We start from the raw sequence: 23470 nt of genomic DNA on the forward strand, positions 1-23470 counted from the left end.
GTGGCGAGATTTACGGGGTGAAGGGGGGGTTACCCCCCCTTCGTCGTTAATCCTCGTCGTGTTCCAGCATTGCCTGTGGCTGAAATCCCGTGGTACCTTCGCCGCCGCTCTTAAAGTAGGCAATAGTGCTTTGCAGATGCTCTGACCGCTCTGCTAACTCATTAGAGGTCGTGGCCACTTCAGTGGCGGCTGAGGCGTTTCGCTGGATTACATTGTCTAATCGGTGAATGGCCTTGTTGATTTGCTCTGCTCCGATGCTTTGCTCGTTACCGGCCGCGGTTATCTCCTGCACCAGGTCTGCCGTCCTTCTTATATCAGGCACCAATTTATTTAGCATCGCGCCGGCCTGCTCGGCAATAGTTACGCTTGAGGCAGAGAGTTGACTTATCTCACCCGCAGCTTTTTGACTGCGCTCGGCGAGTTTTCTGACCTCTGACGCCACAACCGCAAACCCCTTGCCATGCTCACCCGCCCTGGCCGACTCTATTGCCGCGTTTAACGCCAGCAGATTCGTCTGCCTCGCTATCTCTTCTATGATAGAAATCTTGCTTGCTATCTCTTTCATAGCGGCAACGGCTTCTGTTACCGCCTTGCCGCTGTCAAGGGCGTCTTTTGCGGCCGATGTTGCAATTGCCTCTGTCTGTCTGGAATTGTCGGTGGTCTGCTTGATATTTGCGGTCATCTCCTCCATAGAAGACGATGTCTCCTCAATGGAGGCCGCCTGGTCTGTGGCGCCTTCCGACAACTGATGCGCCCCCTCTGTAAGCTTTCCAGTTGCCTCATATAATATGCCGCTGGTCTCTCTGACCTCAGAGACGACTTCCTGAATCTTTGCAATCATCCTGTTAAACCCCTTCGCAAGGGATCCTATCTCATCTTCCACGCTATATCCACAATGAACGCTCAAATTGCCGCCCGCCACTAATTGTATATCCTTTGACATATCAACCAGAGGTTTGTGCGTAATCCTGAATGTAACAATAAAAACAATTATTATAAGTACCATGCCGACAACACCGGCCGATATGAAGATATACTTTATCCTGTTAATCTCATCCATTGAGGTCTTCATGGAAAGAACAACATTTATCGCGCCAAGCACTTCCCCTTCTTTTACGTTATGACAGGTTAGACAGTCCCTTCCCATGAAGTTCTTGCTCGCTATGTATGGATAAATCCCGCGGATTTTATCACCTTCTATTATAACCTTCTCCTTGCCTGTCTTGATCACCTCGCTCTCTATTGCGTCTGACGGGTACTCATCCGGGTCTCCCTTGCCAAAGTCCCTGTCCAGCAACTCGCTTCTTCGCACGCTCACATCAATTATCTGTTTCATCTGCTCAAGAAACGGTTTCCTGCTGTCTTTGATAGTGCCGCTAAGCATCATCGTCGTAAGCGTGTTTAACACCGTGTCCCTATATCCTTTGAGCGCGCCGTTTTTTATTTCGTCGGTTACCGTTTGCCTCGACATGACTACAGAGGTGGCAACGATGGCCGTTATGACAAGCATTGACACTAAAATGATAGGAATTACCGTCTTTGTAGCGATAGATAGTCTGTTCACTGCTCCTCCCGTAATCTTTAGTATTCCCCTAACTCACCTGCTCACGTAGTGTGACATAAGTTACTTCGTTATTGCAAGGTCAAATCTAAAAAGTATCATGTCAAAAATTTTTTAACGGCTGCTTTACCATTTTGTTTCTGATATGATATATTAAAATTTAAAACAACGGGCAGTATAATTTCAAAAAGGAGAGGGAAATATGCTTATAATAGGAGAGAAGTTGAGTATCATAGCGAAACGTGTCAGGGAAGCGATGATGAGGCGTGACAAAGGGCCGATTCAGGAGATAGCAAAGGCGCAGTTCGAAAAGGGCGCGGGGATGATAGACGCCAACATCGGCCCTGCCGAAGGCGCGGAAGACCTCATGGCGTGGATGGTAACAACTATCCAGGAAGTCGTCCCGGCCCCTGTTTGTCTGGATACGACCAATTTTGTGGCACTGGAGATGGGTTTAAAGGTACACAACAACGAATGGGGCAGGCCGTTGATTAACTCTACGTCCAATGACCCCGAGCGCTTCCCGATTCTTGAGCTGACGGCAAAGTATAACTGTGACGTTATAGCCCTTACGGTAGGCAAGGGCGGGCTTCCCGCGGACGCTGAGGAACGCACCGAGATAGCCGCCGAGTTGATGGGGCGCGCGTTAGAGTATGGAGTTCCCATGGAACACATATATCTCGACCCGCTCGTGCTTCAGACCGCCACTACTCAGGACCAGGCATTGAAGGTGGTTCAGGCGATAAAGATGTTTCAGGACCTGAACGACCCGCCGATGAAGACCGTTGTGGGCCTGAGCAACATATCCAACGGCTGTCCCAAGCACATCAGGCACATACTGAACGAACACTTTCTGACTCTGCTCATCTATGAGGGCCTGTCGGCTGCCATTGCCGACCCGGCGGAGATAGTAACTACGGTTAAGACAATTGACATTTTAATGAACAAAACCCTGTATGCGCACTCGTATCTTGAGATGTAGAGTACCGGTTAAGGAGGCCATGCCGTTTGTTGAGGTATCTGACGGTATAAAGCAGAGGGATTGTAAGGTGGAAATATGAAAAAGATATTTTTTACGGTGGCCGTGCTGGTGTTGGTGGCGATGGTACCGGCTTATGGCGCGGATGGTAAGGCGGTTTTCGATAAGGTTTGCACCTTTTGCCATAAGACCGGAAGGCTCACCGCTCCCGTGTTCGGTGATAAGGAGTTATGGGCCCCACGTATCGCTAAAGGCAAGGATACTCTCTACCAACACGCAATCAACGGGCATGGGATGATGCCGGCAAAAGGCGGCGAGGCAACTTTATCCGACGACGAGGTGAAGGCTACCGTAGATTATATGGTAAGCGAATCCAAGTGAATTGATATTAACTGTGTTAAGGTTGTTAAGGTGAGACAGGCTGCGTAAGCGGTCAGATATTAAAATTTCGAAATACGGAGGGGTAAATGGCATTCACGCCGCCAAAAGAGACAAATACCGGTAAGGTATATTCAGTAACCATTGGAAGTGGGGATACGGCCGTCACAATCGGCGGCGAAAACGTATTGCCATTTCACGGATTTGAAGGAGTAGTGCCGAATAAGCCGACCATAGCGTTCGATGTGCTGGACACAGCTCCGGTGGATTGGCCGGACACGGTGAGAGAGGTATATGCGGGGGTCTCAGACGACCCTGTTAAATGGGCCAAACACTGCGTAGAGAATCTAAACGCAAAGGCGGTGGCCCTTCGCCTTTCCAGCACTCACCCGGACAACGGCAATCGTTCCGCCGCTGAGGCCGCTGAAACGGTAAAAAGGGTACTGGACGCGGTAAGCGTTCCTCTTATTATACTGGGCAGCAACCATGCGGAGAAGGACGCCGATGTACTGGTCAAGGTTGCGGAGGTCGCCAAGGGCCGCAATTGTCTCATTGGCAAGGCCCAGGAGGCAAATTATAAGACAGTAGCCGCCGCCGCTATGGCGCACGGCCACATGCTCGTAGCCATGTCTGAGCTGGATATAAACCTGTCCAAGCAACTCAATATAATGATAACTCAGTTGGGATTCAACAAAGAAAAGGTGGTAATAGACCCGATGTGCTCTGCCCTGGGCTATGGCCTTGAGTATACTTATACAGTAATGGAGAGGATACGCCTTGCGGCGCTTACGCAAAACGACGCCACGATGCAGCAACCCATACTGGGGGATGTCGGGATGTATGTATGGAAGATAAAAGAGGTGTCCGCCTCAGAGGAAATACTACCAGCGTGGGGAGCGATGAAAGAGCGCGGCATAGGCTGGGAGGCACAGACGGCCGCGGCGCTGCTTATGGCCGGTGCGGAGCTGCTCATAATGAGGCACCCCGACGCGGTGGCGGCAGTTGACGCCTTTATTAACGAGCTAATGTAACATCGTACAATATAAAACTAAATCTCTGGAGGTTAATATATGGCGTTAACTGGAGTCGAAATATTTAAAATGCTGCCCAAGACAAACTGTAAGAAGTGCGGGTTTCCAACATGCCTCGCCTTTGCCATGCAGCTAGCGCAGAGGAAGGTCTCTCTTGACGCCTGCCCTGACGTCTCTGAGGACGCGAAGCAGAAGCTTGGCGATGCCTCAGCCCCGCCTATCAGGCCGATTACCATAGGCGCGGGTGCGCGCGCCGTTAAGGTTGGAGAGGAGACGGTGATGTTTCGCCACGAAAAGAAGTTTGTAAACCCGTCCATATTGGCCCTTGCTATAAAAGACACCGACAGCGGCGACGTGATAGCCGCAAAGATAAACGACTGTCTGGTCTCGGAGATAGACAGGGTCGGGCAGAAGTTGAAGATAGACGCGCTATGCCTTATTAATGAATCAAATGACGCGGAGAAGTTTGAGGCGCTGGCAAAGGCAGCAGCCGAAAAGGCCCCAGCCGTGGCCGTCATCCTGTGTACCGAAAACGTTGACGCGGCAAAGGCGGCAATAGCCCATTTCTCTGGTAAAAAACCGCTCCTTTACGGTGCCACAGAGGCAAACGCGCAGGAGATGGCAAACCTGGCCAAGTCAAGCGGTGCCTCACTCGGCATAAAGGCCGTCGGCCTTGACGCCCTGTCAACGCTGTCTGACAAAATCAAGGGATTTGGGGTTGAGGACATAGTTCTGGATTCAGGGGCAAAGACGGCCAAAGATATGCTTGAGCATAACACGTACATAAGACGCGCGGCCTTAAAAAAGGGCAATAAGAGCCTCGGCTTCCCGGTTATCAACGTGGCTATCAGAGACAATAATATGCTTGAGACCCTGATTGCCGGGCTTGGAATTGGCAAGTACGCCTCCATAGTCGTCTTATCAAGTGCGCAAAAGTGGAAGAATCTCGTAATGTTCACCCTGAGGCAGAACATTTACACCGACCCGCAGGTCCCCATGCAGGTAGAGCAGAAGGTCTATGAAATAGGGAATCCTAAGGCCGAATCCCCGCTAATGATAACCACAAACTTCTCCCTGACGTACTTTATCGTGGCCGGAGAGGTGGAAAACAGCAAGGTTCCCGCATGGCTGGCGATAATGGATTGCGAGGGGCTTTCTGTGTTGACCGCGTGGGCGGCAGGGAAGTTTACCGCCGCAAAGATAGCGGCCTTTATAAAGGAAAGCGGCATAGAGGGCAAGATAGCGAATAAGGAGCTGATAATCCCGGGCTATGTGGCCATATTAAGCGGGGCGCTGGAGGAGAAACTTGAGGGATGGAAGATAACCGTTGGCCCAAGAGAGGCTAACGCGCTGCCAAGCTATCTGAAATCACGGACGGCGTGACGCTGTAATGATAAGAAATAAACAGGACGGTTTGGTGGTCCAAAAAAATTACTGTTACCTGAAGTTAAGGAGGTTGAGATGTCAAAAATCATAGCATCCGGCGCTATAAGGGGTGCGCATAAAGTTTTCAACAATGCCGAGCAACTGTTATTTAAGCATATTGCCGAAAAAGGCGATGACTACGTGTTCGAGTTCCCGGATACGGCGTTTTATCTGCCGCTGATATATGCGATGACGGGCTTTGCGGTAAAGACGCTGAAGGACATGAAAGAGGCCCTGATGATGGCGAAGGAGTTGCTGCACCCGGAGCCGGCTGAAAAGGAGTGGACACCCTATCTGGGCGAGGCGTTAGACAGCGGTATGGCAACCCTGTTTGCTGAGGAGATATGGCTTGCGATGAGGTACCTTGAGGGCCTTGAGCCGGAGAAAGACCCTGTAACAGGATTGGTCTATAACGGGTTTATAACTGACACGATACAGAGAAACCTCGGTATTCAGTTGGTTGACGGCAGGATGCCCGGCTTTGCGGCTATTATAGGGGCTGCCCCTGATGATGACACCGCCGCACGCATTGTGAGGGAACTGCAGGAGAAGAATATCCTTGTATTTCTTTCGGGCATGTCAAACGGTGAGACAATAACGAGACAGCTTCAGAGAAAGAAGGTAGAGTTGGGCTGGGACGTGTATGTGGTGCCGCTAGGGACGCAAACTGAGCATACGCTCTATGCGCTGGACTGGGCGGTAAGGGCGGCCATGATATACGGCGGCGTGAAGCCGGGCGATTACAAGGGCTGTCTGAAATATACGAAGGACAGGGTGTTTGCCTTTGCCCTGCCGATGGGCCCGCTTGACGACGTGAAGTGGGCAACCGGTGCCGGTGCTATAAACATGGGCTTCCCGGCTATTTGCGATACTGATGTGCCGGTAATTCACCCCACGGGTGTGTGTACGTATGAAGAGGTTGACAAGGAGTATGACCACGCAAAGATAGTCTCTAAGGCCATAGAGGTCAGGGGACTTAAGATCGTGTCCCATAAGCCGCCGATTCCTATAGCCTATGGCCCGGCGTTTGAGGGTGAGAGGATAAGGAAAGAGGATACGTTCATAGAGTTTGGCGGCAACAGGACACCGGCGTTTGAGTTTATAAAAGGGCGTGAGCTTGATGAGATAGAAGATGGGAAGATAATCATAAAAGGGGAGAACTGGAAGGAGCGTTATGAGGCCGGTGGCTCAATGCCCCTTGGCATCCTTGTCGAGGTAGCGGGCAGGGAGATGCAGGCAGATTATGAGCCGATTATGGAGAGAAAACTACATCACAACATAAACGAGGGACAGGGCATATGGCACATGGGCCAGCGCGATGTCAACTGGTTGCGGGTAAGCAAGGCGGCCAAGGCCGAAGGGTTCACCCTTGAGGACATCGCAAAGATTCAGCACACGATGACCCATAGCAGATTCAAGGCCATTGTGGATAAGATTCAGGTCACTCTGTTTACTGATGAACAGGAAGTCATAAAGCAGCGCGAAGAGGCGCGCAAGACATGGAAGGAAAGGGACCAGAGGCTTGGCTCACTGACTGATGAGTCTGTGGAGCAGTTTTATTCGTGTCTGCTGTGCCAGTCATTCGCTCCGAGCCATACATGCGTAATAACGCCTGAGCGTCTTGGCCTTTGTGGGGCGTATAACTGGCTTGACTGCAAGGCCGCCTTTGGCATAGACCCAACGGGCGGTAATCAGCCTATAACAAAGGGCGAAGTGCTTGACCAGAGATATGGCCGGTGGACGGGTGTTGATGATTATATAAAGGCGTCAACGGGCGGTGCCCTTGATACGATGAACGCCTATACGATAATGGAAAATCCGATGACCTCATGCGGGTGTTTTGAGTGCATTATGTGCGTAGTGCCGGAGGCCAACGGGGTTATGATAGTGCAAAGGGGACATACGGGCATGACGCCGATTGGGATGAAGTTCTCATCGCTTGCCGGTACGGTAGGCGGCGGCGTGCAGACACCGGGGTTTATGGGCATAGGGGTGAATTTCATCACGAGCAGGAAGTTTCTCTATGGCGACGGCGGCCTGAAGCGCGTGGTATGGATGACGAAGGCCCTGAAAGAAAGGGTAAAGGACGGCCTTCAGCCGAGGGCGGAGGAGGAGGGCATCCCTGATTTCCTGGATAAAATCGCCGATGAGACGATAGCCGAGGACAGCGAGAAACTCCTTGAGTTCCTAACGTCAGTTGAACATCCGGCGCTTGCTATGCCTTCGATGTTTTAACGCACACACAGGCAGGTTTGGCCTGTAAATAGCTCTAAATAAGGAGAGCCTTTAAATGGAAGATATAAAGAATATAAAAAGTGTTGATAAGGTGGCAGAAGAGATACTGGAGTGGGGCCATGCCCATGGGATAAAGTCCGCCTTTGACAGGGCGGATTCCTTAAAGCCATGTCCGATTGGCCACACAGGCGCCTGCTGTAAGATATGTTTTATGGGGCCGTGCAGGCTGGTAGGGCCTGACGCCGAGGAAACGGCGGCCGGTGTATGCGGGGCAACGCTGCCTGTGGTATCGTCAAGGAACTTTCTGAGGATGTGCGCGGCGGGGACTGCCGCACACAGCGACCATGCCAGAGATATGGCCTTTACGCTCCTTGAGGCGTCAACAGGAGAGGCCCCTGATTTTCAGATTAAGGATGTGAAGAAACTGAAAAGAGTGGCCGGTATCCTTGATATTCCCATAGAGGGGAAGACCACAGGGCAGATTGGAAAGGAAGTGGCCGAGAAGATAATCGAGAACTTTGGCCGCCAAAAGGGCGAGGTCTCGTATGTGAAGAGGGCGCCTAAGAAGCGTCAGGAGATATGGAAAAAATGGGGTGTAACCCCCCGCGGTATAGACAGGGAGGTGTGTGAGGCCATGCACCGCACCCATATGGGCGTTGACCAGGACCCCGAAAATCTCATGATGGCCGCCGTAAAGGTATCCCTTGCCGACGGATGGGGCGGCAGCATGTTCAGTACCGACATAACTGACATACTTTTTGGTACCCCCGAGCCTGTACACTCTACGGCCAGCATAGGCGTGATGAAAGGCGACGAGGTAAATGTTGTCCTTCACGGCCATGAACCGACGCTTGCTGAGATGATAGTGGATGTCTCATCTGAGCCGGAACTTGTCGCGTACGCTAAGGGCAAGGGCGCAAACGGCATAAATCTCGTCGGCATGTGCTGTACGGCAAACGAGGTGTTGATGCGCCACGGGATTCCGACGGCGGGCGGGTTTCTGAATCAGGAACTGTCCATAATGACCGGCCTTGCCGAGGCGATGATAGTAGATGTGCAGTGCATTATGCCCGCGGTTGCGCAGGTGGCAAAAAAGTTCCACACGAAGGTCATTACCACCTCGCTCAAAGGCAAGATGATAGACGCCATACATATTCAATACGACGAGCACAGGGCAAAGGAAGTTGCCAGAGAGATACTCAGGCTTGCCTGTGACAACTATCCAAACCGCACCACAGAGGGAAGCCGCGTGTCAAGCTTTAAACCGTTAATCGCCGGTTTCTCCCACGAATATATAGAGTATATGCAGGGCGGCAGCTTCAGAGGCTCATTCAGGCCGCTCAATGACGCCATAATGGCCGGGCGCATAAGGGGTGTTGTCGGTGTAGTGGGCTGTAACAATCCCCGTATAATGCAGGACAGCTTTCACAACTATCTGGCCACAGAGTTTATCAAAAACGACATCCTTGTGGTATCAACGGGCTGCGGGGCTGCTTCGTGCGCGAAGGCCGGTTATATGACACCGGAGACGGCGCTTGAGATGGCCGGGCCGGGATTAAGAGAGGTATGCGAGGCCATAGGGGTTCCTCCGATACTGCACCTTGGGGCGTGCGTGGATAATTCGAGAATCCTGACAATAGCCACACAGATGGTGGAAGAGGGCGGACTTGGCGACGATATATCGGACTTGCCGGCCGTGGGAATTGCCCCTGAGTGGATGAGCGAGAAGGCCCTGGCCATAGGGGTATATTTCGTTGCGTCCGGGATGTACGTAATCTTTGGTTCAGAGAGTCCGGTTGAGGCAAGCAGTGTAGTGAAAAAGATAAAGACCGAGCTTTGGGAAAAGAGATTCGGCGGCAAACTCGAATTCATAAACGACCCGAAAGAGATATTTGAAAAGACGCTTGCCGCGATAGATAAAAAGAGGGACGCCCTGAAACTCAAGAAATATGAGCAGGGCAAGTTCGGTGCGGAGAGGGTGCTTATGACTATGGAAGACAGAAGAAAATTAGAAAAAGAACAGGCCGCATCCTAAGGGGGAGGTTTTCTTAATGAACATAGAGACAATAGATGTTAATAATTCAATAGGCATTGTCAGTGAGGTCTTGTGCGGCCACGACAAGAGAAAAGGGGTTCTTGTCTCCACGCTCCATAAGATACAGGCGGACAATGGTTATCTGCCGGAGGATGTGCTGAGGTCGCTGTCAAAGAAGCTCGCCATATCGCTGGCCGAGATATATAGCGTGGCAAGTTTTTACAAGCAGTTTCACTTCTCCCCGCGCGGCAAGAAAATCGTAAGGGTGTGTAAGGGAACGGCCTGTCACGTCAGAGGGGCGGCAAAGGTGGAGACCGCTCTCATAGACCGCTTTCACATAAAGGCCGGGGAGACCACGCCAGACCTTAAGCTGACGCTTGAGACGGTGGGCTGTGTAGGCTGCTGTGGGCTTGCCCCTGTGGTTACAATAAACGAGGATGTTATGGGAACAATAGGCCCGAAGAAGATAAAACACCTGATAACTGTGATAGAAGAAGAGGGCGTGGCTCATGGAGAAAATTAAAAACATAGAAGAGTTCAACAATCTCAGCCTGCTCCTGAAAGAAGAGGTGTTCAGGGAAGACGTGCCGCGAATAAGGATGTGCTGCGGCACTGCCTGTACGGCCTCAGGCGCGCACAAGGTAGTGGCGAACTTAGAGCATGAGCTTGGGGCGGAACATAAGTCGGTAGAGATAGTGAAGACCGGCTGCCAGGGATTTTGCCAGCAAGGCCCGATAATGAAGGTAGAGCCGTGGGGCTATTACTACCAGAAGGTCAAAAACACAGACGCCCATGAGATCGTCTCGTCCACTATATCGGGCGGTTTTCCTATAAGAAAACTCCTTTACAGGGACTCCATTGCGGAGGAGCCGTGTGAAATGATGGACTCTGTGCCGTATTACAAAAAACAGGTGCGGGTTGCCCTGAAAAACAACGGTCTTATAGACCCGCTGCAAATACGCCACTACATAGCCGTCGGTGGTTATGCGGCGCTGGCAAAGGCCCTCAGCTCAATGACCCCCGATTCAGTCTTAGAGGAGGTTGATAAGGCAAACCTCAGGGGCAGAGGCGGGGCGGGGTTTCCAGCTGGCCAGAAATGGAGGCACTCAAAGAAGGCCCCCGGCAAGATAAAATTCGTAATCGCAAACGGCGACGAAGGAGACCCCGGCGCATTCATGGACAGGTCTATTATGGAAGGAGACCCGCACGGGTTGCTTGAAGGGATGCTCCTGTGTGCCTATGCCATAGGGGCGCAGTACGGGTTTGTTTACGTAAGGCACGAGTACCCGCTTGCGGTTGTGAACCTCAAACATGCCATTAAGCAGGCAGAAGAAATTGGATTGCTGGGCAAAAACATAATGGGTACGGACTTCACCTGCCACATGGACGTAAGAGAAGGGGCGGGGGCGTTCGTCTGCGGTGAGTCAACAGCGCTTGTGGCGTCAATAGAGGGCGACAGGGGATTTCCGAGGCCACGTCCGCCAAGGTTATCTGAACCGGGCGGTGGTGTGTGGGGCTTTCCAAGCAATCTCAATAACATAGAGACCTATGCCTGCGTGCCCCCGATAATAGAGAACGGTGCGGCATGGTTTAAGAGCATCGGCACTGAGAATTCCCCCGGCACAAAGGTGTTTGCGTTGACCGGCAAGGTAAAAAACACGGGGCTTGTTGAAGTGCCTATGGGAATTACATTGAGAGAGATAATATATGACATAGGCGGTGGCATACTTGATGGTAAGAAGTTCAAGGCCGTACAGACCGGAGGCCCGTCAGGGGGATGTCTGCCTGAGGAGTTTTTAGATTTAAAGGTTGACTTTGATTCGCTGACGAAGGCCGGCTCAATGATGGGCTCTGGCGGCATGGTCGTAATGGACGAGGATACTTGCGCGGTGGATGTAGCGAAGTTTTTCCTATCGTTTACGAAGGAGGAGTCATGTGGGAAATGTCCCCCGTGCAGGATAGGCACGTATCAGATGCTTGAGATACTTGAGAGGATAACAACTGGAAAGGGAGTTCCAAGCGATATAGAGCGTCTTGAGAAGATAAGCCGACTTGTTAAAAAAGGCTCTCTGTGCGGCCTCGGCCAGGGTGCCCCAAATCCGATTCTCTCGACGCTGAAATATTTCAGAGAAGAGTACGAGGAACATGTCCACGATAAATATTGCCGCGCGAAGGTGTGCAGCGGACTGGGTACTTTTACTATTGACCACTCTGAGTGTTTTCTCTGCGGCCTATGTAAACAGGCCTGTGCCTTTGGCGCTGTAAAAGAGACCAGAAGGTCGTTTTTCATTGACCAGGACATGTGTACGAAATGTAAGGGCTGTTTTACGGCGTGCCCGATAGGGGCGGTAAAAATAGGAAAAGGCAAGAGACTTTCCGGTGTGGGGAGATAGGCGAAATGGCTGAAAAAGAAAAAGACATGAAAGAGATAACAGAGGATACGAACCAGTTGCAGTGTATCGTCCAAAAGGCGTTACTATTTCTCAACGAGTTCATAGACGGCCCGATGTGCGCGAGGTGCCTGCCGTGTCCGATGGGAAGCTACGAGATGAGGATAAGATTCATGAGGCTTTCAAAGGCGGAGGCGACCCCGGCGGACTTAGAGAAAATAAGGCAAATCGCCCCGCTGATGTTTGAGGCGTCAATGTGCAAAAAGGGCAAGGACACTGCGAAGTTCATCATAGACACGCTGGAGAAAGCCCCGGAAATCTATGACGTGCACGTTGCCGGTGGCTGTCCAGATAGGGAGTGCAAGGGGAGCATCCAGTACAGGGTGATTCCTGATAAGTGCGTGTCATGCGATGAGTGCAGGATTGCCTGTAAGGACTTTGCCATCCTCGGAGAGAAGAAGGACATGCGTTTCTCAGGGTATATCCCCTATGAGATAGTGGACAAGAGGTGTAGCAGGTGCGGTGAGTGTGTGAGGGTTTGCAGATATGGGGCGGTAGAGATAGTTGACAAAAAGGTATTAGAGACTGTAATAGTCTGAAAAACATATATTTCCAATAAGGAGGAGTAATGGCCGACATGGTAAACATAAAAATCAACGGCAAGCCGTATCAAGTCCCTGAGGGGATAAACCTGATAGAGGCGGCAGGCTCCGTGGGGATTCACATACCAAACCTCTGCTACCTTGAAGGGATGAAGGGCATCGGGGCGTGCAGGATGTGTATTGTCGAGGTAGGCGGAAGGCAGATGACCGCCTGTATTATGAAGACAAAAGAAGGCATGGACGTAGTAACTGACAACGAAAAGATACTGGAAGTAAGGAAATTCGTAATTGATTTGATTCTCTCTATGCACCCGCTTGACTGCATGACCTGCACGAAGGCCTCCGTGTGTAATCTGCAGCAATACGCTTATGAATTCGGGCTTCAGGAGTCTCAGTTCACCAGAAAGAAGTTCGGGTTTGCCATAGACGATAAAAACCCGTTTATCAAACGCGACCCTGATTATTGTATCCTCTGCGGACGTTGTGTCAGGGTATGCAAGGAACAGGGCACGGCGGTACTGGACTTTATGGGGCGTGGGGTTGGCTCAAAGGTGACAACGGCGGACGACAGGCCGCTTCAGGAGTCAGGTTGCACGTTTTGCGGAAGCTGCGTTGACGTATGTCCGGTAAATGCCCTGCTTGAGGCGGACAGGTGGAGAAAGGGCAGGGAGTGGGAGTATGAGAAGCTCGAATCGGTATGCCTTTCGTGCGGCAACGCCTGTGATGTGAAGGTATACAAAAAGGGCAACGATATAATGAAGATAAGGGCGGGGGGGTGCGGTGCCAAAGCCGACCACTTTATATGTGCCGTCGGGCGATTCGGGTTTGACAGCCTTAGCGCGCATGACAGGCTGCTGACGCCCATGAAACGCGTAAACGGCAAACTTGAAGAGACCTCATGGGACGACGCCCTCAACATTGCCGCAGGGAAAATGAAATCAAAGGACGCAGGCATAGTAACCTCCGGCTCTATCACGAACGAGGACGCGGCAGCCATTAAGGCATATGCGGCGAAGGCCGGGATAGAAAACATTGACTCATCTGTGTCTCTCTACGGCGACGCGGCAACGTTGCCCGGTGATGCCGTGGATTTAGAGGCCGCCGATTTGATGGTAGTGGTCGGGCTGAATCCGAATCAGTGGGAGCGCGTATTACCGGCCCTTGATGCGCTGATTCGCACGAAGGCCGACAGAAAGGCCAAATTAATTGTGATTAACTCCGACGACGTAAAGATAGCGGATGTGGCCGACATCGTCCTGAAAGGCAGCGAGGCCGATACGTTAAAGAACCTCGCGAAGGCTCTCTCTGACAAGGGTTTAGCGCTGCCGAAGGGGCTGGATGTTGCCGGTGCATCGGTATCGGAGGACATGGAGAAGGCAGCCGTTGTTTACGTTGAGGCGCAAAGTCCGGTCATCATATCGTCGCCGTCGTTGTTTGGGGCGGCCCAAAACGTGGCAGCGATAAAGGGCGCGGCGCTTTCAATTCCGATTGAGGCAAACGCAAAGGGTGTAACAGCGCTGAATCTCAAGGGAACGGGCATAGGCTATAAGGCAATGGTATCGGGCGGCGTAAAGACGCTGTTAGTGGCCGGAGATGTACCAATAGATAAGAGACCTAAGCTCGACTTTCTTATCGTAGCGAATTCACACCTGACCGAATTAGCGAAAGAGGCCGATATTGTATTACCAGCCGCGGCATTTTTAGAGCGCGGAGGCACGATAGTAGATTACATGGGAAGGATGAGGCAGCTCACAAAGACAGTCACCCCGCAGGGCGAGGCCAAACCCCTCAGCGAAATAGCCATATCACTGGCAAAGGCATCGGGGGCGGATATATCTGAACCCACTTTGAAAGAAGTAGAAGACGCGCTCGCCGCGTCAAAGGCAGCCCCGTCAATAAAACCATTCACAAAGGCAGACGGCTTAGAGGTTGACGCAGCCGAATTTATGGCGAAGGCAAACGTCTCGTTAGTAAACGGTTCAAGACTTCTATGGCTCAAAGAGACCGAAAAGGCAATGGCAGCAGCGGTTTAAGCATAACCGAACGATTTCAGAAAGGGGGAAGGGACGGCAGTCCCTCCCCCCTTTTTTACAGTTTAACACAGACATCTTCCGGCTATTTAATGAGCGGGCAAGTAGCAGCCCTAAGGGCGTATTCTGTCAAGGCATTTAAACCTAAAAAAAGCAGTTCACTTCTATATAATGAGGAAAATCAGGCTTTTATGAACAAAAACCACTCACCCAAAAGTAGGCAAAAAGTACTGCTCCGCAGACTCCTAATTTCCTTGTAAAACAAGGCTATAAGCCAGTCTTTGTGATTTTCAACTGCTTTTTTTAGGTTAAAGCATCATACGTAGCCCACACGGGATATTCTCCAATATCACCCCATGGCCAAAGACCGTTCCTATGACTATTGTAAATTCTTCCAATAGATTCGAGTATTTCTTTATTATCAACCGGAACCCCGGCTTTGAGAAGGGCTACAACTACCCATGGCTCTGTATAATGATCGATTGTTAATTTACTTTTTCCTCTATATACTTCTTCTTTATCCTCATCATTCCATTTTTTTTGTTGAGACAAAAGCCATTCTACTGGTTTATTAAGATTAAAAAGAGATGGTGCGATATCTTCTCTCTCTTTAATTAAAGATATTATCGCATGTGCAGTATGTATAATTGAGGGTTTACATCTGCCTTGCTCATTAGTGCCATGATTATTTTTTCTAGACCAATACAATATGTTATTATCATTATCTCTTATAGCTGCGTCCAATAGCTTACCACGCAATTTATTAACAATCTCATTACAATTAGATAAATTTGAAAGGGCATTAATTACTAATGATATGGAATATGTATCATGATAAAATACGTCGTGTTCATTTATCGACATCGCCTTGTTGGCAACTTTAATTGTTTCTAATACCTCATCCAAAGTTGTTTCTACTAACTTTTTTTCATTAAAACATTTAAAAGACTCAAGCATCCATGACGCTGCTTCTATACTCCGATGATTGACCCCTGATCTCGACGTCCAACCACCTGCTTTTTTCCTGAATTCTAATAGAGTTTTTATTATATTATCATATGCTAAGGTGAATTTATTGTCATAAGAATTAATTAGTTTCATTATACGTAAACCAAATCCGGTAGCAATCGTAGCTACTTCATTTTCAGTTAGATTATGACTCCAACCTGTCCGATTCTCTATATATCTCAAGTGGCTTGACATAGCATCACTTGTGATGCTATATAATTTCTTTAGGTTTAATCGTTGAGTTTCATTTCCATCAAGCAGCGCACCGTATATTTTTTTGGGTTGTGGGATGGACATCTTAACTACATTTAACATTTTTAATGGATTAAGATAATTGTCATTATCTATTAATCCATAATAATGGATTGTTGCATAATTGCCGCAATCAGTTTTTTCTATTTCCATTGTGTAAAAACCTTCTGATTTCCCACGTGCCGCATTACCGCCAATTGTTCCACCAGAAATAACAAGATGTGCTCCACCACCAGCGATAGCCGAATCTTGGAATACCTCAGGCCAGTGTTTGTGCCCATGAAGAATAATATGATATCCGGCGTCCTGAAGGTATTTTTTAAATTTCCCAGAATTCATCAGCATTTCAAACATCTTATATTCGTCAAATGTAGAGATAGGTGCTACATGATGATGAAGGACAGCTACCTTAATTAAATCATCATATCTACTGCTTAATTTATTTTTCATCATCGTAATAATTTCCGTGAATAAAAGAAGCTCCTCTGGATTAATTCTTGGCAGTTCAACCATTTGTTTAAGCGCATCAGAATTTTTGGGTAACATCATGTCCATTTCTACAAGACTTGAAGAGTTAAACGCATAAAAAAGAATTTCTTTATCCATATCTAAAATAAAAGGTGTACAGACATTGCCTGCCTGGGTAGATATTATGCTTCCATATAAAATTAGAGAATCGTCGTCTAAATTAGTGGCTACCATCTTAATATAATCCTCTAAATTTAATCTTTTATCATATTCCGGAATCCACGGACTAGGGTATCTGCGACCAATCATATCTAAAAATAAAGATAGCCCCTTACCATTATTTCTATCTGTATCGTGATTACCAGGCACTACGATAAAGTGTTTCAAATCTGGCAACTTGTTCTTTACAATTAAATCAGAGACAACTTTATTGAATTCTATGAAACCAGTTTTACTCACATTCTTATCCACAATGTTAGTAAAATCACCGGATACTACTACATAATCAGGTTTATTTGGAATATTATTTATGCATTTTATAAACTGTTCTACACGTCTTGATTTAATACACTCTATTTTAAGTTTATTATCATCATCCACGGCAATTCCCTCACCAAAATGCAAATCTGAGAGATGCAGTATGTTAATTTTGTTGTTTTGCATATAATTACTCCTATTTGAAGTCATCTGTGCATCCTTTATCAAATGTATAGCACAATTTAATTTTTGCCCAACATAAATGGTGGTCAGACAATGTTGGAATTATTGATACCATATGTTCATTCCAGTACCTATTACAAAGTAGATGATCATGTAATCTATTATCTCTTCTAGTTGGAGTATGAATCATATCTTTACACCCGTTTATAACATTGGGGAAGAGTGATTTTAAATCATCGGTATTGAAATCTGCACATATAACTGAAGGCATATTCAAAATTGAATTCTTTATAAGCTGCTCTTCAAGACATTTGAATATATAGGTAAAATCACTTTCTACTCTATCGAAATAATGAAAAGGAAACATATGTCCTGTTACGAATAAAATGTTGCTACCATTGAAGTCTATTGTTGAACATATAAAACCTTTATCATGAGTTACTGTCGTACCGTCGTTTATGGTTAGATTAGGATTTGGAAGATCTATTTTTACATGGCTTTTTATTGGATACTTTGAAAGAACTGCAATACCCATTTTAGCACCAGCTAATATATGTGATTGACTAAGCGGCCATTCAATTTTATAATCATATCCTAATAGAATCCGAATCTTATCGGCCTGTGAAAAACCATCGGAATATAATACTTCCTGTAGACCTATTATGTCGGCACCCACGTTCTTTAGGCAGTCGGAAATATAATGAATTCCTTTATCGAGGTCCTTCCCCCTATCATCATAAATACCACAAGAGATGTTCCATGTAGCTACTGATAACTCAATATCACCCATTAGTTCCCTCTCAAAGTGTTAAACATAAGCACCGTAGTGCTTAAACTCGCACAAATATAACATATAACTACAATTTATAGCAAGAAATAATATATTCAGGATAACATGTGTCGGGGATTTTCCCCGAACGTGACAACTCATATGCCTTATCCCACGATATATTAATCTCCCCCTCTATTTTTTGAAAAGCATTCCAGATATCGTCGCTGGTCAGTTTTGAAAGGCCATAGACAGGATAACTCTGTCTGTCATACTTTGTCCAATCTTCGTTTTGGATGTGAACTCCTATTGGTGATGTCGTATTATCATCATTCGGATATGGCACGTAAAGGTTACATTTTACTTCATCTACATATCTCTTCTCAAGGAGGTGCTTTACCAGCCGGATTAATTGATCTACAGCATCAGTTGTGCTTCCTGGTAAGCCAATTGTTATGTATATTGATATGTATATTTTTGATATTTTACGTATAAGTTTAATTGTCTCCAGTATTTTATCAGGATTGCCACCCCTGTTAATGTTATTGAGCACATGCCTATCGGTCGATAAAAGCCCCATTCGCAGCTCTACGAATCCGGCATTCACAAGATTCTCAACGAGTTCAGAGGAGATAAACTCAGACCTTAAATCACAGCTCAATAACATATTATGTTTTATGGATGATATTTTTTTGCATACCTCTACCGCCCGTTTCTCTGAACCTCCTAACACACTGTCACAGTAATGAATTGTAGTCTTTGGTTTAAGATACACTAATACTTCGGACAAGCCGCCATCAAGAGCGTATTCGTTATACACGGCTAATCCATCCTGACAATGGCCGCAGTGATATTTACAGCCTGATGACGTAAACAAATTGACGCAATAATTGTGCAATGGTTCAGGCAAAATTTTATAATCGATATATAGCGGCGGGTTTGATAGATCTTTGGGCCGGGATTGAATAATCTTTGCGGCGGCAACCATATCGCAATCAGGGACTATTTCATCGAATACTGGATATTTAGCCATTGTTGTTTTTGACGCGAAATGAGCGTGCGCACCACCAAGTACAATTCGTATTCCGTTTTTTGACGATTTTAATAGACTTGAGTAGTGAGCACAAACCGGAACCGTAGGTGTTACTGCCCCAAAACCCACTATGTCAGGCAAGGCACCTCTTTCTGAATTTTCAATCATCTTATCTATTTCGGCGAGTGGAATATATTCAGTATCATATCCATTGTGCCTTAATATTGTGGCTATGCGGAGAACTCCAGCAGAGTAACATTTCTGTCCTGGAGGTTCGTGTGGACCTACAATGTGATTCTTTACATAGTTTTTAATCCGAAAATATAATCGTTTGTTTTCAATTTGTAATGGCGACAAGCTCCGCCGATATGTCGTTGCGTCTATAAGCCATATCTTCACGTTGTGATCCATTGCTTCATATGTATATCACTTCCTCAAGGATATGCTTGCCGATATACGGTTTCAAGCCACCCTTCGATACCAGGTCAATCTTCACACCAAGCAGGTCTTTCAAATAACCCTCAAGCCTCATAAGTTCTATGAAACCAACAGTGTCACCAAACTCAACGAGGATATCAATGTCACTTCGTTTATTCTGCTCTGCACGGGCAAAAGAGCCAAAAACGCCGATGGCCTTTACATGAAATCGGGTTTCAAGGACTTCCCTACAGGAGCCGATTGACGCCTTTATGTCATCTATTGTCTTCAATTGCTTCCCCCCTGAGTCATCGCCCTAATTATATACATTTCTTACATCAGAAATCCATAATAACTTCCCACAACGGCATAGATTCTCTCAAGAAAAAACGGGGGCGCACCGCCAACGCCAGTTGCGTCGGCGGTGCGCCCCCGTCACTCCATCAGACTTCAATCGCTGTTATTCGTCAGACCCGGACGAGGTTGGTCTACCGTTTTTAAATTGCCCGACGTATTTCGTTCCATCAGGCATGGTCAATGTCCCTTTACCGTTTGGTTCGCTGTTTTCATATTCCCCAACGTATTTTTTACCATCAGGCCATGTCATAGTCCCCTTCCCACTTAGTTTGTCATCCTCAAATTCCCCTACATACTTTTTACCGTCAGGCCACGTCAAAGTCCCCTTACCGTTTGGCAGACTATTTTCATATTCCCCAACGTATTTCCGCCCGTCAGGCCAGGTAAACGTCCCTTTACCACTTGCCTTGCCATCCTCAAACTCCCCTACAAATTTCCGCCCATCAGGGAAAGTCAACGTCCCCTGCCCGTTTGGTTGGCCATCCTCTACTTCCCCGACATACTTTCTCCCATCAGGGAAATTGATGGTTCCCGCTTCAGCATAAACCAAAAAACACAACGTGAGGCTAAAAAACAACAACAGCAGTACTACAACAGAACCTTTTCGCATCTCGCATTCTCTCCTTATTTCTCCAAAGCAGATACCAGTGCCGAAAGCACCGGTTTTAAGTAATGCCCTCTTAGATGGTTGTCATAAGCAACCAGCCATATCAGGCCTCCCTTACGGGCACAGGGCATTTATGGCTTCAATGACTTTTTCTATGCTTACGTTGGTGTTGAAACACGGGCCGTACGGGCGTTCATTGTGAATCCCTATAACCGGCAGCGGGTAGGAATCAACTATCCCGCTGCTTAGGTCGCGCTCACATGCCACGGCCACTATGGCTTGAGGCCGGACGTCGGTGACTATCTTTCTTGCGACTGAGCCGCCTGTGGCCATATATAGCTCAACCTGCTTCTCTTCCGAGACTGCAATCAAGTCCTTTACCCCGCACCTGCCACATCTCTTGCAGTTATATATGTTGTTCGTTATCCTTATGTCACACTTGTCTATCTGGAGGCAGTGCGGGAGCATGAGAAGGATTTTCCGCGTCTTTATGCCCTGTTTTAGAACCAGTTTGTTGTTTAAATTGATGACATGCCGCTGAAAACCCTCCTTCTTGTCCTTAAAAAATGCGCCCAGCAACATCAGAAAAGGATAATATATCTTTAGCACAATCCCACGTAATAATTTAGTCCACACGGAGGATTTCCTCCTTCGCGTTGACCCTGCCACTCAGGTATTGCCTGAATGACATCGGCCTTTTCCCCTCCGGCTGGAGTTCCTCTATTGAGACGAGGCCGTCCGCGGCGGCTATTAATAAACCGTCGTGGTCTTTTTTTACGACATCGCCCGGCCTATGATCTTCATTCGGCAGCTTGCTGACGACACCCTTGAGTATCTTCACACGCTGTCCATTGATAAACGTAAACGCACAGGGGACAGGACAAAGCCCCCTGATAAGATTAACTATCTCACGGGCAGGCCGTAGCCAGAGGATTCGGCAGTCCTCCTTATTGATAGGAGGGGCGTATGAGGGGGCACTCTCTTGCGCCACGGCCTTAAGCGTACCCTGTTCTATGCCCCTAAGTGTCTCAATCAGGAGCTCCGCGCCCAAAGCGGCAAGGCGTTTCGTCAATTCGATGGCCGTGTCACCTTCGCCTATATCGGCCGTTTTTGTTAAAAACACCGCCCCCGTGTCAACGCCCTCGTCCATCAACATTGTGGTGACGCCGGTTTCCCTTTCACCGGCCATAATAGCGCGCTGAATCGGGGCTGCCCCCCTGTATTTCGGCAGCACAGAGGCGTGTACGTTTATACACCCAAGCGGTGGAAGTTTTAGCAGCCCTGCAGGGAGTATCTTTCCATAAGCCGTAACGACAATCACATCCGGGGCGCAGTCCCGTATTTCATGGATAAACTCCGGCGTTCGTACCGAGTGAGGCTGGATGACCCTCAGAGACATCGCCTCTGCAAGCGTCTTTATGGGCGAGGGCACCGCGCGCCTACCCAACTCGGGCTTCGTCACAACAGCCTTAACACTGTGTCCGGCCTCTATTAACGCCCTAAGCGAAGGGACAGAAAAGGCCGGAGTCCCAAAGTAAACTATGTTCAAATCAAATCCCTTTTACCGTTATGAGGCAATCACGTTTGGGTTTTATTGCCGATTGCATGTGGTAGTCCGTCATCTATGTTGACTTTATCCAGCAGCAGGATACCGTTTAAGTGGTCTATCTCGTGCTGCAGCGCCCTGCACAGGAGCCTTGAGGCCTCAACCTCAACGGGATTGCCCTCCCTGTCAAGTCCCCTGACGAAGACCAGCGCCCGACGCTCTACAGTTGTGGTGAACTCCGGCAGGCTCAGGCAGCCCTCGGTGGACAGTACATCCCCCTCGGCGTAGACAATCTCCGGATTTATAACTATCAGGGGGTCACGTTCGGTGCCATCTTTCGCAGACGTATCCACTATGATGATCCTTTTTGATACCCCGACCTGTGGCGCGGCAAGCCCTATTCCAGCGGCGTCGTACATGGTTTCTATCATATCGTCAAGGAGCTTCTGTGTGTTGGCGCAAATGTCCTTAACCGGCGTGGCAACCTGCTTTAGTACCTTTGCGGGATATGTCTTTATTTTCAGCACTGCCATATCTAATATTATAACACTATTTTTTTTGAAAATTGTATAATTGTAAGGTTGATTTAATAAAACATACCGGGAGACGGCATTGGAGATAATAAGAGGACTACAGAATCTAACGAAGACATATCACAATCCCATCATAACGCTGGGGAACTTTGATGGAGTGCACGCCGGGCACAGAAGGATATTAGAGCGCGTGAAGGCTGCCTCTGACAGCGCTGGCGGCACATCAATAGTGATAACCTTCGACCCCCATCCCGTTAAGGTAGTGAATCCGCAAAAGGGTCTGAAAATATTGACGCCATTTGAGATAAAGGCCGGGCTGATAGAGAAAACCGGCATGGATGTCCTGCTGTGTATAGATTTCAATAAGGAGTTTTCGTCAATAGCCCCTGATTATTTCATTGAAGAGATACTGGTCAGGCGGCTGGGGGCGGCGCACATCATCGTAGGGCATAATTACAGATTTGGCAAGGGCAAGAAAGGCTCGACTGAGGTGCTGCGCAGGAGGGCGGCTAAATTCGGCTTCAAGTTTAACGTGGTCAGAAATGTTACGAGCTGTGGAAATGTGGTAAGCAGCAGCGCAATAAGAAATCTGCTCACACGCGGGCATGTCGGGGAGGCGCGTAAACTTCTGGGAAGGCCGTATTTCATACAGTCACAGGTGATAACCGGAACGGGCAGAGGCAAGACGATCCTTCAAACGCCCACCGCTAATCTCTCCCTGCCGGATGAACTGGTGCCAAAGCCCGGAGTCTATGCAGTGCGGGTGGCCGTTGATGGGGTTATTTATGACGCCGTTACAAACATCGGCACTAATCCAACATTCGGGACCACATTCGGAGGCGGTCAAACAGCATACGAGGTACATCTCTTCAACTATGATACACACCTTGTAGGCAAGACCATACGCGTGTATTTCATAAAGCGGCTCAGGGATGAGAAGGCATTCCCGACCCCGGAAGATTTAAAGGCGCAAATACAAAAAGACATCGCACGGGCTAAGGAAATCCTCGCCGAGACCCCGGAGATTTCTCCTTGATACTGATTTGCAGCCAAATGAGTAATCTGCCTAAAAATAGACAGAAGAAGCCGTTTTATATAGTTCCCTATAACCGACATAGAGAAGCGAAAAGAGTTAAAAGCCCCCGTGCTTTAAG

At 48.3% G+C, this 23470-nt stretch carries 19 protein-coding genes and 1 pseudogene; 11 read left to right on the plus strand and 9 right to left on the minus strand.

The window, feature by feature from the left end; translation table 11 throughout:
- Positions 1 to 112: 112 nt before the first annotated feature.
- Positions 113 to 1510 (minus strand): annotated as a pseudogene (locus AB7D94_RS08095) (methyl-accepting chemotaxis protein); the annotation flags it as partial.
- Positions 1511 to 1763: 253 nt separating this feature from the next.
- Between AB7D94_RS08095 and AB7D94_RS08100 the strand changes: the two are divergent.
- From AB7D94_RS08100 to AB7D94_RS08145, 10 genes are all read left to right on the plus strand, one after another.
- Positions 1764 to 2543, plus strand: coding sequence for a dihydropteroate synthase (locus AB7D94_RS08100; RefSeq protein WP_420265277.1), 780 nt, complete (start codon positions 1764 to 1766; stop codon positions 2541 to 2543).
- Positions 2544 to 2618: 75 nt separating this feature from the next.
- The gene (locus AB7D94_RS08105; protein ID WP_420265278.1) at positions 2619 to 2921 is read left to right on the plus strand and encodes a c-type cytochrome; all 303 of its coding nucleotides are present in this window, start codon (positions 2619 to 2621) and stop codon (positions 2919 to 2921) included.
- 86 nt (positions 2922 to 3007) lie between these two features.
- Entirely contained in the window at positions 3008 to 3949 is a 942-nt protein-coding gene (locus AB7D94_RS08110; RefSeq protein WP_420265279.1) for an acetyl-CoA decarbonylase/synthase complex subunit delta, read from the plus strand.
- A 39-nt stretch (positions 3950 to 3988) separates the two neighbouring features.
- Complete coding sequence (gene acsC / locus AB7D94_RS08115; RefSeq protein ID WP_420265280.1) at positions 3989 to 5332, plus strand: acetyl-CoA decarbonylase/synthase complex subunit gamma; 1344 nt, start codon at positions 3989 to 3991, stop codon at positions 5330 to 5332.
- Positions 5333 to 5410: 78 nt separating this feature from the next.
- On the plus strand, positions 5411 to 7609 hold the full coding sequence (gene acsB, locus AB7D94_RS08120) for an acetyl-CoA decarbonylase/synthase complex subunit alpha/beta (RefSeq protein ID WP_420265281.1): 2199 nt from the start codon (positions 5411 to 5413) through the stop codon (positions 7607 to 7609).
- A gap of 55 nt (positions 7610 to 7664) precedes the next feature.
- Positions 7665 to 9644: an anaerobic carbon-monoxide dehydrogenase catalytic subunit gene (cooS, locus tag AB7D94_RS08125; protein WP_420265282.1), complete on the plus strand. Its 1980-nt coding sequence runs from the start codon at positions 7665 to 7667 to the stop codon at positions 9642 to 9644.
- Between the two features lie 16 nt (positions 9645 to 9660).
- Positions 9661 to 10167 (plus strand): NADH-quinone oxidoreductase subunit NuoE family protein, encoded by a 507-nt coding sequence (locus tag AB7D94_RS08130; protein WP_420265283.1) that lies wholly within the window; start codon positions 9661 to 9663, stop codon positions 10165 to 10167.
- On the plus strand, positions 10154 to 12037 hold the full coding sequence (locus tag AB7D94_RS08135) for an NADH-ubiquinone oxidoreductase-F iron-sulfur binding region domain-containing protein (RefSeq protein WP_420265284.1): 1884 nt from the start codon (positions 10154 to 10156) through the stop codon (positions 12035 to 12037). The genes AB7D94_RS08130 and AB7D94_RS08135 overlap by 14 nt, the downstream gene beginning before the upstream one ends.
- 5 nt (positions 12038 to 12042) lie before the next feature.
- Positions 12043 to 12633, plus strand: coding sequence for an NADH-ubiquinone oxidoreductase-F iron-sulfur binding region domain-containing protein (locus tag AB7D94_RS08140; protein ID WP_420265286.1), 591 nt, complete (start codon positions 12043 to 12045; stop codon positions 12631 to 12633).
- 29 nt (positions 12634 to 12662) lie between these two features.
- Positions 12663 to 14669 carry a molybdopterin-dependent oxidoreductase gene (locus AB7D94_RS08145; RefSeq protein WP_420265287.1) on the plus strand — a complete coding sequence of 669 codons (2007 nt, stop codon included), beginning with the start codon at positions 12663 to 12665 and terminating at the stop codon, positions 14667 to 14669.
- 300 nt (positions 14670 to 14969) lie between these two features.
- Here the strand turns inward: AB7D94_RS08145 and AB7D94_RS08150 are convergent, their stop codons facing one another.
- The 8 genes from AB7D94_RS08150 to def form a co-directional block, all read right to left on the minus strand.
- Positions 14970 to 17081 carry a metallophosphoesterase gene (locus AB7D94_RS08150; RefSeq protein WP_420265288.1) on the minus strand — a complete coding sequence of 704 codons (2112 nt, stop codon included), beginning with the start codon at positions 17079 to 17081 and terminating at the stop codon, positions 14970 to 14972.
- Positions 17068 to 17844: an endonuclease/exonuclease/phosphatase family protein gene (locus AB7D94_RS08155; RefSeq protein WP_420265289.1), complete on the minus strand. Its 777-nt coding sequence runs from the start codon at positions 17842 to 17844 to the stop codon at positions 17068 to 17070. The genes AB7D94_RS08150 and AB7D94_RS08155 overlap by 14 nt, the downstream gene beginning before the upstream one ends.
- Before the next feature lie 67 nt (positions 17845 to 17911).
- On the minus strand, positions 17912 to 19255 hold the full coding sequence (locus AB7D94_RS08160; RefSeq protein ID WP_420265290.1) for a B12-binding domain-containing radical SAM protein: 1344 nt from the start codon (positions 19253 to 19255) through the stop codon (positions 17912 to 17914).
- A gap of 16 nt (positions 19256 to 19271) precedes the next feature.
- A complete protein-coding gene (locus AB7D94_RS08165; protein WP_420265292.1) occupies positions 19272 to 19565 on the minus strand; it encodes a nucleotidyltransferase family protein in 294 nt (97 codons plus the stop codon).
- A gap of 168 nt (positions 19566 to 19733) precedes the next feature.
- Positions 19734 to 20240: an MORN repeat-containing protein gene (locus tag AB7D94_RS08170; protein WP_420265293.1), complete on the minus strand. Its 507-nt coding sequence runs from the start codon at positions 20238 to 20240 to the stop codon at positions 19734 to 19736.
- Positions 20241 to 20351: 111 nt separating this feature from the next.
- Entirely contained in the window at positions 20352 to 20873 is a 522-nt protein-coding gene (locus tag AB7D94_RS08175; protein WP_420265294.1) for a DUF116 domain-containing protein, read from the minus strand.
- Positions 20863 to 21786, minus strand: coding sequence for a methionyl-tRNA formyltransferase (gene fmt / locus AB7D94_RS08180; RefSeq protein ID WP_420265296.1), 924 nt, complete (start codon positions 21784 to 21786; stop codon positions 20863 to 20865). Before fmt ends, AB7D94_RS08175 begins: the two co-directional genes overlap by 11 nt.
- A 29-nt stretch (positions 21787 to 21815) precedes the next feature.
- Positions 21816 to 22316 (minus strand): peptide deformylase, encoded by a 501-nt coding sequence (gene def / locus AB7D94_RS08185; protein WP_420265297.1) that lies wholly within the window; start codon positions 22314 to 22316, stop codon positions 21816 to 21818.
- A 79-nt stretch (positions 22317 to 22395) separates the two neighbouring features.
- On the opposite strand from def, the gene AB7D94_RS08190 reads away from it, so the two are divergent.
- Positions 22396 to 23352: a bifunctional riboflavin kinase/FAD synthetase gene (locus AB7D94_RS08190; RefSeq protein ID WP_420265299.1), complete on the plus strand. Its 957-nt coding sequence runs from the start codon at positions 22396 to 22398 to the stop codon at positions 23350 to 23352.
- Positions 23353 to 23470: the final 118 nt, after the last annotated feature.

This window comes from Candidatus Magnetominusculus dajiuhuensis, assembly GCF_046044395.1.
GTDB lineage: Bacteria > Nitrospirota > Thermodesulfovibrionia > Thermodesulfovibrionales > Magnetobacteriaceae > Magnetominusculus > Magnetominusculus dajiuhuensis.